At 44.4% G+C, this 14,238-nt stretch carries 9 protein-coding genes; 5 read left to right on the top strand and 4 right to left on the bottom strand.

What is annotated here, in order from left to right; genetic code table 11:
* The first annotated feature begins 147 nt into the window (after positions 1–147).
* On the top strand, positions 148–1,470 hold the full coding sequence (gldE, locus tag D8S85_RS19645) for a gliding motility-associated protein GldE (protein WP_106624002.1): 1,323 nt from the start codon (positions 148–150) through the stop codon (positions 1,468–1,470).
* Here gldE and D8S85_RS19640 read toward each other — a convergent pair.
* Entirely contained in the window at positions 1,467–3,035 is a 1,569-nt protein-coding gene (locus D8S85_RS19640; RefSeq protein WP_228423279.1) for an alkaline phosphatase family protein, read from the bottom strand. The genes gldE and D8S85_RS19640 overlap by 4 nt on opposite strands.
* Before the next feature lie 159 nt (positions 3,036–3,194).
* Here D8S85_RS19640 and D8S85_RS19635 point away from each other — a divergent pair, with 159 nt between their 5' ends.
* Together D8S85_RS19635 and D8S85_RS19630 are read left to right on the top strand one after the other, a co-directional pair.
* A complete protein-coding gene (locus D8S85_RS19635; RefSeq protein WP_106482246.1) occupies positions 3,195–3,818 on the top strand; it encodes a hypothetical protein in 624 nt (207 codons plus the stop codon).
* Positions 3,819–3,829: 11 nt separating this feature from the next.
* Positions 3,830–4,306, top strand: a complete 477-nt coding sequence (locus tag D8S85_RS19630) for an Lrp/AsnC family transcriptional regulator (RefSeq protein WP_106482244.1) — start codon at positions 3,830–3,832, stop codon at positions 4,304–4,306.
* Positions 4,307–4,318: 12 nt separating this feature from the next.
* Here D8S85_RS19630 and D8S85_RS19625 read toward each other — a convergent pair whose 3' ends face one another.
* Both D8S85_RS19625 and D8S85_RS19620 read right to left on the bottom strand, forming a co-directional pair.
* Entirely contained in the window at positions 4,319–5,227 is a 909-nt protein-coding gene (locus D8S85_RS19625; RefSeq protein ID WP_106482242.1) for a diacylglycerol/lipid kinase family protein, read from the bottom strand.
* A gap of 99 nt (positions 5,228–5,326) precedes the next feature.
* Entirely contained in the window at positions 5,327–6,649 is a 1,323-nt protein-coding gene (locus D8S85_RS19620) for a UDP-glucose dehydrogenase family protein (protein ID WP_106482240.1), read from the bottom strand.
* Between the two features lie 133 nt (positions 6,650–6,782).
* On the opposite strand from D8S85_RS19620, the gene D8S85_RS19615 reads away from it, so the two are divergent.
* Together D8S85_RS19615 and D8S85_RS19610 are read left to right on the top strand one after the other, a co-directional pair.
* Positions 6,783–12,248: an alpha-2-macroglobulin family protein gene (locus tag D8S85_RS19615; RefSeq protein ID WP_228423278.1), complete on the top strand. Its 5,466-nt coding sequence runs from the start codon at positions 6,783–6,785 to the stop codon at positions 12,246–12,248.
* A 211-nt stretch (positions 12,249–12,459) separates the two neighbouring features.
* Positions 12,460–12,822 (top strand): hypothetical protein, encoded by a 363-nt coding sequence (locus D8S85_RS19610; RefSeq protein ID WP_106482239.1) that lies wholly within the window; start codon positions 12,460–12,462, stop codon positions 12,820–12,822.
* 548 nt (positions 12,823–13,370) lie between these two features.
* On the opposite strand, the gene D8S85_RS19605 is transcribed toward D8S85_RS19610, so the two are convergent.
* On the bottom strand, positions 13,371–14,213 hold the full coding sequence (locus D8S85_RS19605) for a DNA adenine methylase (RefSeq protein ID WP_127075579.1): 843 nt from the start codon (positions 14,211–14,213) through the stop codon (positions 13,371–13,373).
* Positions 14,214–14,238 lie beyond the last annotated feature (25 nt).

Below are 14,238 nucleotides of genomic sequence, written 5' to 3'. Positions count from 1 at the left end.
AAAAAATAAAAGACAGAAACTAATTGTTGAAAGCCGGATCCATTCGTTTGAAATCTTTTATCTTTTAGTTTTTACCTTTTATCTTTTATCTTTTAGTTTTTATATGTATCTTTCGGCGATATTTAAGTTTAACCAATTATACAAATTTTGGACACAGATTATATTCCCCTTACCGGGCAGATTTTTACAGGTACATTCACCTTCATCGATTTAATTTTCGTCATTATTCTATTACTTTTATTATTATGCTCGGCATTAATTTCCGCTTCAGAGGTTGCCTACTTCTCACTTTCTCCCTCGCAATTGAAATACTTGGAAGACAACGGGTATGAGAAAGCTCGCAACTTGCAACAAAAACCCAATCGGCTACTCGCCACGATTCTAATATCCAACAATTTCGTAAACGTAGCCATTGTCGTGTTGTCCACTTATCTGGTAAATTCATTATTTGATTTCTCGGCCTATCCCACGCTAGGTTTTATTATCCAAGTAATCGTGGTCACTTTCGTGATCTTGCTGGCTGGAGAAATCATTCCTAAATTATACGCTAATCGCTCCCAACTGAACATGGTGATCTTCATGGCAGGTCCATTAACCTTCCTGTCTCGCCTGTTTCGTCCATTATCCGCATTACTGATCGGTTCCACCTCTATCATCAGCAAACGCATGGATAAAAAGGACAATTTATCCATCGACCAACTATCCAAAGCCTTGGAATTAACCAAGGACACGGCTATTAACGAAGAAAAAGACATTCTGGAAGGCATCGTCCGTTTCGGTAATATTGATGCGGTCGACATCATCCGTCCCCGTATCAACGTGATCGCCATTGACGGGAGTTCAAGCTACCAGCAAGTGAAAGAGATCATCACGGAACACGGCTACTCGCGTATGCCCGTGTACGAGGAAAACCTAGATAACATCACGGGAATTCTCTACGTGAAAGATTTATTACAACATCTGGATGAAAAAGAAGACTTTCACTGGCAGACCTTAATTCGTCCGGCTTATTTTGTTCCGGAAACCAAAAAAATCAATGACTTGCTGGAAGAATTCCAAACGAAAAAAGTTCATTTGGCAATCGTTGTTGATGAGTACGGGGGAACAACCGGTATTGTCACGATGGAAGATATTATCGAGGAGATCGTGGGCGACATCAATGATGAATACGACGAACAAGAAATCGTGTACACACGGGACAAAAATGGAGCATACATTTTCGAGGCCTCCACACTGTTGAACGACTTTTACAAAATCACGGACATCGAAGAAGATTCTTTCCAAGAAGTGGAAGGGGATGCCGACACTTTAGCCGGATTGATCTTAGAAATCAAGGGAGAACTTCCCCACAAGGATGAAGTGATTACTTACAAGGAACACCAATTCAAGGTGCTCGAAGTCGACAACCGGCGAATCAAAAAGATTCAGTACAAAAAAATTGAAAACTTGGAAGCAAAAACACAAAACTAAAACATCGCCTTCCCATGTGCCGTATAAGGAACATTTATTCCTAAAATCTTACACAAGGTAGGCAATAAATCTGACATCATGCAATTCTCTTTCAAATCCGCCTTCACCCCCGCACCATATAGATATAAGGGGACAACAGGACGTTTGGTATGCCGGAAATAAGTATCTTCCAACTCTTTCAATTCCGACACCCAAGTCGGGTGAATACAAAAAAAGACATCCCCGCCACGCTTATGCGAGAAGGAATTCTGAACCAACCGATTTATCCCCTCCGGGAAAGAAGTATGCGTCAGTGAATAGGCAGTCATGACTTTAGCCATCCCCTCGAACTCGATCATAAAATCGGCCACTTTATCCTGCATCTCTTTCAAATTAATCTTCTTCTGCTCTATCAATTCCCGGTTCAAATAAATTTGTCCCTGATCATAATCGACAATCCAGTCTCCCGGCCCGTAAACCAATCCCAAGTAAGACTTCAACAAAGCTACAGCCTTAAATATACTGAAATAATCCGAATTCACTTTAATCTTCCGCAAATCTTCCGGCATCAATTCCCGCATCTCGGAAAAAGTCACGAACAGCGTGTAGTTCCCTTTCCCGACCCGGGCATCCAATTTACTCACCAAAGCCGCGATATCCATATCCAAACGGATCAACATATCCTTCTCCTCGCTCGAATCTATCGTGAAATCCCGGGACATATAGTCCAAACAGGAAAAATTCAACGCCAGCAAATCCGGATCATTATCCACACCCAACCTTTCCTCGTCAATCAATTTTTCAGCCAATACCCGCACCAGCGTATTCGCGTAAGGCGTGGCTTTCAAAACCCGGTAAGTATTATATTCCTTTTTCGCCCGGGCGATATCGTAATAAAAATGATTTGTCAGGCGAATACGGGCAGCCGACTTATCCTCGTCTGACAACATCATCCATCCCTTATTCACGAAATGATCACTCTCCACCCACGTATTATACATTCTCAACCATTCGGGCAATTCCGACCGGTAATAAGAAGAGGAAACCCATTTTCCCGTTTTCTCGCTAAACCAGATGGCCATATCGGCACTACTCCCGCCACTCAGAACGGCTTCATCGCCATTCATGGCAATACTGAACACCCGGGACATGGAATTATTCCATTTCATAACACTTCCCAAACTCATGGTTTGTAAATAATCGGGGGACAAACTCTTTATACTATCTGCCTGTTGATCACCGATCTCCGTATAACGATCAGACTGGGTAGCATACTGACGTTTCCGTCGCAAACGATCGTACCACGCTCTCGACACGATTCCGTGTTCCGTGGGTAACATACCCGTGTATATTGATGCATGATCCACCCCGGTTTGCGTGTAAAAATAATTATAATTCGCATTCACCTGGACCCCCTGCTTCATAATTCGTTTCAAACCATTCTCTGACAATTCATTACCATACATATCCATCCATTCCGGATAAAAATGACTGATCACCACTCCCACCACCAACTTTGGTTTTTCTTCCGCGAAAATACCTGATGCCCACGTCAATACACTTGCCAATAACAATAACTTTTTCACGATCGTTTCCATTATAAATTAGTATCTCCAATCCCAAGTTTCAAATCCTCAGTATGGACACAAAAATAATCAGAATATGATAATTTACAACTTATAATTCTTCCAATTCTTAATTGTTTCGTATCTTTACGGCAAGAAATTATAATAACCATATCCATTATGACTGAGAAAAAGTGCCAGTTGACAGAAAAACTGAGGAACTATGTTTATCGTTACGGGACCGAATTATCGGACGATAAATTGAAAAAAATGGGAACTTCTCTGGAGGAGATTAACGAGAATTTCTCAGACATGGAAGATATCGCGAAGAGTATCTTCGAGCAAGAACGTACCGCTTTTGAAGAGATATTCAAAGAATATGATTTCGATGGATGGAATGCGATTGACATTTTACTATTGGTTGGGAATGAAATTCACGAGCGCTTTTTTAACGTGTCTCCTTCCGTCAGTTACAAATTAGCCAAAGCATTTCCGGCTCTCTTCGAACAGCACAAGCAGGAACGTTCCGATTTTATCTACGAGAAGATTAAAATTAATATCGAGAAAGGGATGCAACAAGGCATGTACAAAAACGACGTATCAAGCGAAATGGTTGCCCGCATGTATATTGCCAAACTAAATGATATTCACAATCAAGAGATTTATCCTCCCGAAGTTTTTGATTTCGCTACCATTTTCAACAATCTGATCGATGGGGTAATCAAAACGATCACGAACGAAGACGGATGGCAATACTACAAACAACGCAAACAACTGTATAGCGTGCTAAGTTTTAACAGGTAAAAAAGAGAACAATGAGTATAAAATATCAAATCGATGACATCGATCGTAAGATCTTGTCTCACCTTGTAAAAAATGCGAGAGTCCCATTCTTGGAAATAGCCCGGGAATGTGGCATATCCGGAGCTGCCATACATCAACGCGTGAAAAAAATGGAAGACTCCGGTATTATTGAAGGTTCACGTTTTATCGTGAAACCCGATGCACTTGGTTTCGGTGTATGTGCTTTCATCGGTGTCATCCTTGACCATGCCCACACCTACAAGACTGTCGTGAAAGAAATTGAAAGCATCCCAGAAGTTACAGAATGTCACTTTATCACGGGCGGTTTTACCTTCTTGATTAAATTAAGATGCAACGACCACCAACACCTAATGGATATTCTAATCAACACGTTACAGAACATCCCCGGTATCGCTAAAACCGAAACATTCATCTCCCTCGATCAACTTATCGAGAAACAGATAGCCCTATCCTCACAGGATAAATAATTGTAGATAAGATCAAACCGTCCTACTCTTTTTCTTCCTGGACAATTTGGGAGCAATCACTTTCAACACTCCAGGGAGTACTTTTACCTTTACCGGCGACTCCAAAGTATATGGATCACCATCAATATGAGCCTTATTCAAGTCTCCTTCCAAAATGGCCTCCTCGCATTGGATCTCGCTAAAATAAGGAAGCCGGGCGATCTTAGAGTTCATAAAACAATAAAGGAAACGGGGTATTTGATAATATTTAGGCCGCTTCAGAATACAAACATCAACCAATCCGTCCCGCAACGAAGCTTTGGGTGCAATCGAAGCATTATTCCCATACTGGGAACTGTTGGCAACACTCAATACAAAACAATCCTCCTCCCATGTTTTCCCGTTTATATGGAACACGTAACGCTTGCCGGGATAACGAAACCACATATGTACAATTGAATAGATATAAGAAAATATACCCCGGATCTTCATGGTACTAAAAAAGTGTGCCACCTCAGCATCAAACCCGAAACCACTCACATTCAACGAGTAATGTCCATTAATTTCAACGACATCAATATTCGTAGTCTCGCTTTTCAAAACCTGTTTCAACGCTTTATTCATCATCTGGGAAAAGCCCAAATGACGGGCAAAGCCATTACCGCTCCCCAAAGAAATCACGCCGAAAGCAATTCCCGTATTTATCAAGGCAGTACCGATTTCATTTACCGTACCATCCCCACCTGCCGCGATAATATGCGTGTAATTCTGCTGCTTGGCCTGCTCCACAATCTCTTTCGCGTGCCCGGCATATTCCGTGAAACGTATATTGTACTCGATGTGTTTGTATGCCGCAATACGCCTTATCCGGTAAGGAATCTCCCAGCCCAAACCGAATCCCGATATTGGATTCACGATAAACAATATTCGATAATGAACCATTTCAATTTTAGATTTATTGATTTTAGATTTTAGATTTCCACGCACAAACCAGACACTTTTTTGTCGCAAACCATAAATCTATTTTTCAATTGTCAATTGCTAATTCTTTCTCCGTCCAATGCCATAATACACGTAACCGAACTCTTTCATTTGCTCCGGATTATATATATTTCTTCCGTCAAAAATAATCTTATGCTTTAACGCTTTTTCGATAAAAGTAAACTTGGGAATCTTGAATTCCGCCCATTCCGTCACCACGATCAAGGCATCGGCACCAGTTAACGCATCATACATATTATCCGCGTATTCGATACGATCACCTATCCGTCTCTTACACTCCTCCATAGCTACCGGATCAAATCCTCGCACCACGGCCCCAGCTTCTAGCAATTTATCAACCAACACCAAGGATGGCGCCTCCCGCAAATCATCCGTACCCGGTTTAAACGACAAACCCCACATGGCAAAACGTTTTCCCGTCAAATCCGTCCCGAAGTGCGAAGTGATCTTCCGGAACAAAACGCTTTTTTGATTCTCGTTCACCCGTTCCACCGCTTTCAGTAACTCCAGACTATGTCCATGCTCATCCCCCGTACGAATCAATGCTTTCACATCCTTCGGGAAACAGGATCCACCGTAACCGCACCCAGCATTCAGGAACTTCTTCCCGATACGCGAATCGCTACCGATACCTTTCTTCACAGCTTCCACGTCAGCCCCGACAATCTCGCACAAATTAGCGATATCATTCATAAATGAAATACGGGTAGCCAACATCGAGTTCGCCGCGTATTTAGTCATTTCCGCCGACAATATATCCATGAAATAAATCGGCGTGTTATTTAATAGAAAAGCATGATATAAACGCTCCATAACCCGACGGGCACGATCGCTTTCCACCCCGATCACCACGCGGTCCGGAGAAATGAAATCGTTCACCGCATCTCCCTCTTTCAAAAATTCCGGGTTAGAAGCCACGTCAAACGCCACCTCTACACCTCGTTTTTCCAATGCAGCCCGAATCACACCTTTTACCTTGTAATTGGTTCCCACGGGTACTGTCGATTTTGTCACCACGACAATATAATCATGTATGGTCTCCCCGATTTCGCGAGCCACATCCAGCACATAGTGTAGGTCGGCACTTCCGTCCTCATCAGGCGGAGTTCCCACAGCTATAAAAACAGCATCCGCATCTCTCAACGCCTCCTGCAATGAAGTCGTGAAAAAAAGCCGTCCGTCTTCCCGGTTCCGTCTGACCAATTCTGCCAACCCCGGTTCATAAATAGGCATACCCCCATTATTCAGCAACTCAATCTTGGCACTATTAACATCTACACAGGTTACCGTTACTCCCGTTTCCGCTAAACACGTTCCGGACACAAGTCCTACATAACCGGTTCCAACAACAGCTATTCTCATATTATTTATTTTATCTCTCTAATTAGGATCTAATTTTTCACTTACGCAAAAATATAAATTTAAAATGAACTATAAGATCCCGTACCGTTTTTTTATTTAATTTTGTCTTAATGACAAATAAAACATTACCAGCATGAAAAAAAGTATTTTTCTTTTTCCTTTATTATTATTGATCATCACGATCCTTTCGTGTAAAGATAAAACCAAGGAACAAAGCAAACTAGAGTATAGCAAATACATTTCCGGCTTTACCCAGGGAATGATAAAATCTTCCGATCCCATTTACGTGCGATTGGAGAATAATGTTCTACAAACAGGGGACAACCTTCCCGTACCCATCGAAAAATTACTGAAAATATCCCCGAAAGCAGAAGGGACGATATCTCTACGGAACGGTAACACGATCGAGTTTACCCCCACCAAACCGTTAAAAAACGGAGAGACTTACGACATCAGCCTCTACTTAGACAAACTCTGCAAAGTACCTTCCGACCTGTCAACCTTCCGTTTCAGCGTGAAAATCCTCCCTCTCGTATACGCGTTCCAAGAAGGAAGTTTAAACATTGATCCCACGGATAACAACAGATTTTCCTACCGAGCCTCTATCACGAACTCGGATGCCGTGTCACCCACCGAGATCGAACTACTCGTGAAAGCGACAATCAACGGCCTGTCTCACAAACTAGAATGGGAACATACACCCTACATTCACTATTTCACGATCCCGGGCATCAACCGGACAGATGAAACACAATCGCTGGAATTAAATTTCGATAAAAAGGTAAAGAACGGGAACGACTTCATCGTGGAAATCCCCGGTTCGAAAGAATTTTCCGTACTGGAAGTCAAAGCGAGCGATGAAAATTCCCAGACCATAGACATCACCCTTTCCGATAACGTGGATATCGCCCAAGACTTACAAGGGTTAATCACCGTAAACGGGGTGAATCGCTTGAACTTTAACGTGCAGGGTAACATCATTCGGGTATATTCCAACGAACAGGACAACATGCAAGGTGTTGTTCAAGTAAACATCTATAAAGGCATTAAAAACTCGCACGGTGAAAAGTTAACATCGGATGCCACTTACAACGTCAGCTTTGCCTCTGCCAAACCTGCAGTTGCCTTTATCGGCGAGGGAACATTTACCCCGGCCGAAGGAAACGTGTTGATTCCCTTCTCCGCAGTAGCCCTGAAAGCCGTACAATTACGCGTCGTAAAAGTATTCAATCAGAACATGAACTTCTACCTGCAAGAAGGTGATTACAATTACAGTAGCAATTACCAGTTACGTCGGGTAGGACGTATCATCCTGGATAAGAAAATCCAACTGGAAAAAGAAGGCCGCCCCATGGATGCCGACAAATGGCAAGACTACACGATAAACTTGGCAGACCATATCCAACTGGAAAAAGGGGTGATCTACCGGATTCAACTGAAATTCCAGAAATCCTACACCACTCTCGCCTGCGCCAATGAAGGACAAGACGGGATCATGGAAAACGATTGGAATTCTTCCTTTGATGATGACAACTATGATGATGACGATTACTACTATAACTACCCGTCCGACTACTCTTGGGAAGAACGTGACAATCCTTGTTCCAACTCCTATTACTACGTGTCCGATCGTTTCCCCAGCAGAAACCTGATCGTCACGTCACTCGGTCTTACCGCCAAAGCCGGCAGCGACGGTAAATACGTGGTCGCCGTGAATGACCTGCTCACGGCCGCTCCCGTGGAAAGTTGCAAGATACTCTTCTTCAACTACCAAAACCAGAAGATTGATTCTGCCGTAACCAATAACTCGGGCATCGCAACCGCCCGAGTACAGGGTAAACCATTCATTATACTTGCCGTCAAAGGAAACGACAAAGCCTACTTAAAAGTAAGCGACGCGAATTCATTATCATACAGCAACTTTGACATCAGTGGCGAAGTCGTGCAACAAGGAATAAAAGGCTTCATTTACGGAGAACGGGGCGTGTGGCGTCCGGGGAATGAAATACACCTTTCTTTCATGCTGGAAGACAAAGAAAACACGATTCCCGCGGGACATCCCATCATTGCCGAACTCTACGACCCGAATGGCAACGTGGTACAAACGAAGCGGACAGGACGCAACGAACACGGCCTCTATTGTTTCACCTTCAAAACAGACGAGCAAGCCGTCACGGGCTACTGGCGGGCAGTGGTATGCGTAGGGGGTGTTTCCTTCTGGAAAACCGTCCGCATCGAAAGCATTAAACCCAATCGCCTCAGCATCGTAACCAACCTACCGAATGACATCCTGGGGAATGGTATTCCGGATAACTCCATTCCCGTGCAAACCCGCTGGTTGCATGGAGCCAAAACCAGCTCACTGAAAGTCAACACCGAATTAAAATTATCCCAAAGCAACACGACATTCCCGGGATACAAAGAATATAGTTTTGATGATCGATCCCGTTACTTCAACCCGACCACAACCACCTTCTTTGAAGGAACTACCGACACGGAGGGTAATTTCACGCTATCGGCCAACGAAATCAGTACGGAAAACGCACCGGGAATGCTAAACGCGTTACTTACATTGCGGGTATTTGAACCCGGTGGGGACTTCAGCATCACGACAGCCGGATTCAAATATTCACCTTATAAAGAATATGTCGGCATAAAACTTCCCGTCTCCGACGACAACTGGTACACTGCCGGGAAACCGATCCCCATCGCGGGTGCCGTACTTACAGCCGACGGGAAACCTGTATCCAACCGGGAAATAGAAGTTGAAGTATATACCTTGGAATGGCGGTGGTGGTGGGATTCCGAAAGTGATAACATCGGCTACTACGTGAACCGCTCTTACCGGAAACCGGTCTTCAACAAAACCGTGAAGAGCCAAAACGGTAAATTCAACATCGACCTTACCTGCGACCAATGGGGACGCTACTACGTGATCGCGAGAGACAAATCCTCCGGTCACTCCTGTGGAACAACCTTCTACGTAAGTTCTTGGCGGAATGACATGAACATCCCGGGGATGGCCACCCTGCTCACCTTGACCAGCGACAAGAAAGCATACCGTGCCGGGGAAAAAATAAAAATCACCTTCCCGTCTTCCGAGGGTAGCGTGGCACTCGTGAGCGTTGAAAACGGGAAAACCGTGAAAGACATATTCTGCGTACCCACATCAGCCAGCGCCACCTCATTCGAGATTGAAACAAACAGTGAAATGTGTCCCAATATCTACGTCAACGTTTCCCTCATTCAACCCCACAAAAACCGGAACAACGACAAACCCATCCGTCTGTACGGCGTACTGAATATCAATATCGATGACCCGAATTTACGCCTGACCCCGAAAATCAATATGGCACAGGAACTTCGCCCGTCACAGGATTTCACGGTTACCGTGAGTGAAAAAGACGGTAAACCGATGACTTATTCCATCGCCATCGTTGATGAAGGATTGTTATCCCTGACCTCATTCAAGACACCGAACCCCTTCCCCGCGTTCTATGCCAGAGAAGCTCTCGGGGTAAAGACTTGGGACTTCTATGACGATGTAATCGGAGCCTTCGGGGGACGCCTGGAAAAAGCATTTGCCGTGGGCGGTGACGAATCTCTGGAACCGGAAGAAAACCGGAAGAGCGATCGTTTTACACCCGTGGTAATCTTTAAAGGTCCATTTACCATCAAACGCGGGGAAAAGAAAACACACACCTTCCAAATGCCGGAATACATCGGGGAAGTACGTACGATGGTCGTAGCCGAAGACAACGGACGCTACGGTTCGGCTTCACAAAGCACCAAAGTCAACAAACCGTTGATGCTCAACGTCACGATGCCCCGCCTGTTTACTCCGGGAGACGTGATCGAAATTCCGGTAACCCTGTTCGCCATGAAAGAGAATATCAAGCAGGTTACCGTGAACATCCAAACCGACAATAAAATCGAAATCATAGAACCCGCGAGCAAGGAAACTCACTTCTCCGGTACGGGAGAACAAATCGTCTTCTTCAAAGTAAAAATCAAGGAAGACATCGGTAAATCCACGTTGACCTTCATGGCACAAAGCGGCTCGGAGAAAGCCCGTTTCAGTTGTGATGTCGACATCCGCGTACCGAACCCCCAAGTAACCCGGGTAGACGCACGGGAAGTGGCAAGCGGAGAATCTGTCACGTTCAATAATACGATGGAAGGCCTGGAACCCGCCTCATTCCTTGAAATCACCTCCATCCCTGCGCTAAACCTGGAACAACGCCTCAACGATCTGATTTGTTACCCTCACGGATGCGCCGAGCAAATCACCTCTACCGCATTTCCGCAGCTCATGCTCAACCGAATCATGGATCTCAGCGAGGCACAAAAAGTAACCGCAGAGCTACACGTGAAAGACGTTATTTCCCGCTTGCGCAATTACCAAACAAGTAACGGAGGATTCAGCTACTGGTCAAACTCCAACTACGTTTCCGACTGGGTTTCCACCTACATCACAGACTTCTTAATCCAAGCCGAGAAAGTCGGTTATCAAATCCCGACTTCCATGAAAAACTCCGCTCTTGACTACCTGTCAAAACAAGCAAACGCTTGGCGGCGGGGAGACTACTACACGGAAATCGAACAATCCTACCGTCTCCACGTGCTTGCCCTTGCCGGCAAACCCAACATGGCAGCCATGAACCGGATGAAAGAAGACACCTACAAGAACCCCATCGCCCGCTGGCAATTGGCTGGAGCCTATGCCTTGGGAAAACACGAAAAGATAGCCAAAGCACTGATCGCCAATCTTCCGGCAGAAGCAGAACTGTATCGCCAACTTGGTAGATGTTACGGTTCGGACCTTCGCGACAACGCTATCATCATGCAAAGCATGATCAACATGGACATGAAAGACGAGGCATACAAACTCATGCAGAAAATGGCCCGCAAATTCGCATCCAACGAATGGTTAAGCACCCAGGAAAGTGCTTTCGGACTGTGCGCCATCGGTAACTACGTGGAGCGATACTTCAAGGAGGGAAACGGCATTGATGTCCAGATCGGAAAAGACAACTACAAAACGACAAAAACCGTATTGCAAAAAGAGTTGGCCGTGCAGAATAATAAATCGGAAGTGACCGTGAAAAACAACACGTCGGGCACGCTCCACGTGCGCACCATCAATCGTTCCACGCCTTTGGGAGTGATCGCGCAGGGTGAAATGTCCGGATTGAAAATGACCGTCAACTACTACCGAAACGGGATTCGGGACAACGCCCCCAACTACAAGCAAGGGGAAGACATCGTGGCTGAAATTACAATCCAAAACACCGGAAACATCGGCCTATACGAGGAATTAGCGTTAACCTTCATGTTCCCCTCCGGCTTCGAGTTCCTCAATGAACGCCTCACGACAGGCGTGAACCCGTTCCAAGGCACCGACAACGTGGACATCCGGGATGATCGGGCATACCTCTATTTCTCGTTGAAACAAGGTCAATCGAAAACCTTCAAACTTCGTTTTAATGCAGCATACTCCGGAACCTACCTACTTCCGGCCATCACCTGCTCGGCGATGTACGATAACTCGATTACCGCTACCCTACCGGGTAACACGATCACGATCAGTAGAGAGTAATTAACTTTAAATTGAAGAATTTGGGAATAGGCCTTGCAAAAGCTATTTCCAAATTCTTCAATCTAAAATCTAAACTCTTTAACCTTCTAACCTGCAACTTGTAACCTACCAACCTGTAACTTGCCTCCGGCAACATTTAATACAATTTTAAGAAAAAATCCATGCTTATTATTTAGAAATAGTCTACATTTGTCAAGAAAACAATTTAGATATGCGTCGAGAAAATGTAAATAAACTGATACACTTGTTCCTGCTAGCTCTATTTTTGAGCTATTACGGAAGTATCACCTTTTTCTCGCATTATCACGTGGTTAACGGGGTCACGATAGTCCATTCCCATTTCTTTTGCGGTCACACCGATGCAAACGGGGAAGCCGATCACACACACTCCCCCAAAGAGCTGACGTTAATTGCCTACTTGACCACATTCATCACCTTGACCAGTGCCGCATTGGTCATACTGATCTCGTTCTCAATAACCCAGAGACATTACCATATCCGAAATCAAGCAGATGAACCGGACAAACATATTTTCACCTTAAGCCACCTCCGGGCTCCACCCATTCTCGCGTAATTATTTCATCCAGACTAAAAAACATTTCTCAAAGAAATGCAAGAGACTATAATTGTCTCCAGGCGGGTACGTCTCACACCAAGCCATACTTTTTTCCAAAAGGAGAAATCATGGTCAAATGTTAGGACATCCCTCTTGTTATCAGTTCTATAAGCACAAAATCATGTGCTTCCATAAAAAAACACGCCTCTTTCCCCGACAGGAATGAAGCATAAAATAATTACGTACAAATGAAAAACTTACTTACACTCGTTATATTACTTTTCCCGGCCCTTTACGGCTGGGCTGATGAAGAAAACACCGTGAAGAAAACCACGGATGCCCATATATAATCGGCAAAACGAAATGCGAGCGGTATAAAAAACGAAATGCGATAATCAGGGTATAAAACGAAATGTGAAAAAATTATCGCACACGCACGATATAAAAAGGCTTTCAAACGTCATTTGAATGGTGTTTGAAAGCCTTTAAAATTATTGCATTTTCACATAAAAAATACGTTCCAATATTTGTGCAATTCATTAGAAATGACTATCTTTATACAGTATTTAGGAGGCATCTGTTGCATCAACATCGCTGCTGTCTTTGTAATCAAACAAAGTTCGCTGCGGGTGTTCTTCATAATTGCATACCATCCATTCCTCCTGCTTTCTTCGGCTCGTCTTTGATGCGCTGATGGTTCTTTCTACCCGGTGGATTATCCATCCGTTTTTGTTTGCGTATTCCTCTATCATTGGCAGGGGAAACATTGTCAGCATGAACTTACCTTTCACCTGCTCCAAAAGCTGCAGGAGCTTCTCCATGCAATACTCATCAAATGTACCCTCGTAATGGCCGCAATCACTGTTTATATACGGCGGATCCACAAAATGAAACGTATCGGGCGAGTCATAAGTGGAGATGACATCCAGCGCATCCCGGTTCTCTATGGTCACGTTATCAAGCCGGGCGCATAGCCATTCCGTGAACTCATCCTTTGCATTACGCAGTTTTTTCGGCATTCCACCACCAAAGTCATAACCGAATGAACCGTCCATCATGCTGGCAAAGGACATTTTACACAACGCCCAAACAGCCCACGCCCGCTGCACCGGTTGGAAGAATTGAGGATACTGCAGGATATGTCCGGCATGGGCGTGCATATCCCGGCTGTGCAAAGTCTTCTCAATCTCCTGTTTCAGGTCACGATAATAGACTTTAGCCATCCAATAAAAGTTCGTTATATCCATACTGATATCGTTTATAACTTCGCCATCAGCCGGACGCTTGGCAAACAATACTGCAGCACCGCCGCAGAAAGCCTCTGTATAAAGTTTATGATTTGGGATCAGAGGCAGAATATGTTTCAGGAGGGTTTGCTTGCCTCCGTAGTAAGAAATAGGTGTTTTCATTGCTGTTATTCCTTTAAATGTTACT

The organism is Butyricimonas faecalis, assembly GCF_003991565.1.
In the GTDB taxonomy this organism is placed as follows: domain Bacteria; phylum Bacteroidota; class Bacteroidia; order Bacteroidales; family Marinifilaceae; genus Butyricimonas; species Butyricimonas faecalis.
The sequence above is the reverse complement of the archived record's forward strand: the minus strand, read 5'-3'. Positions and strand labels throughout refer to the sequence as shown.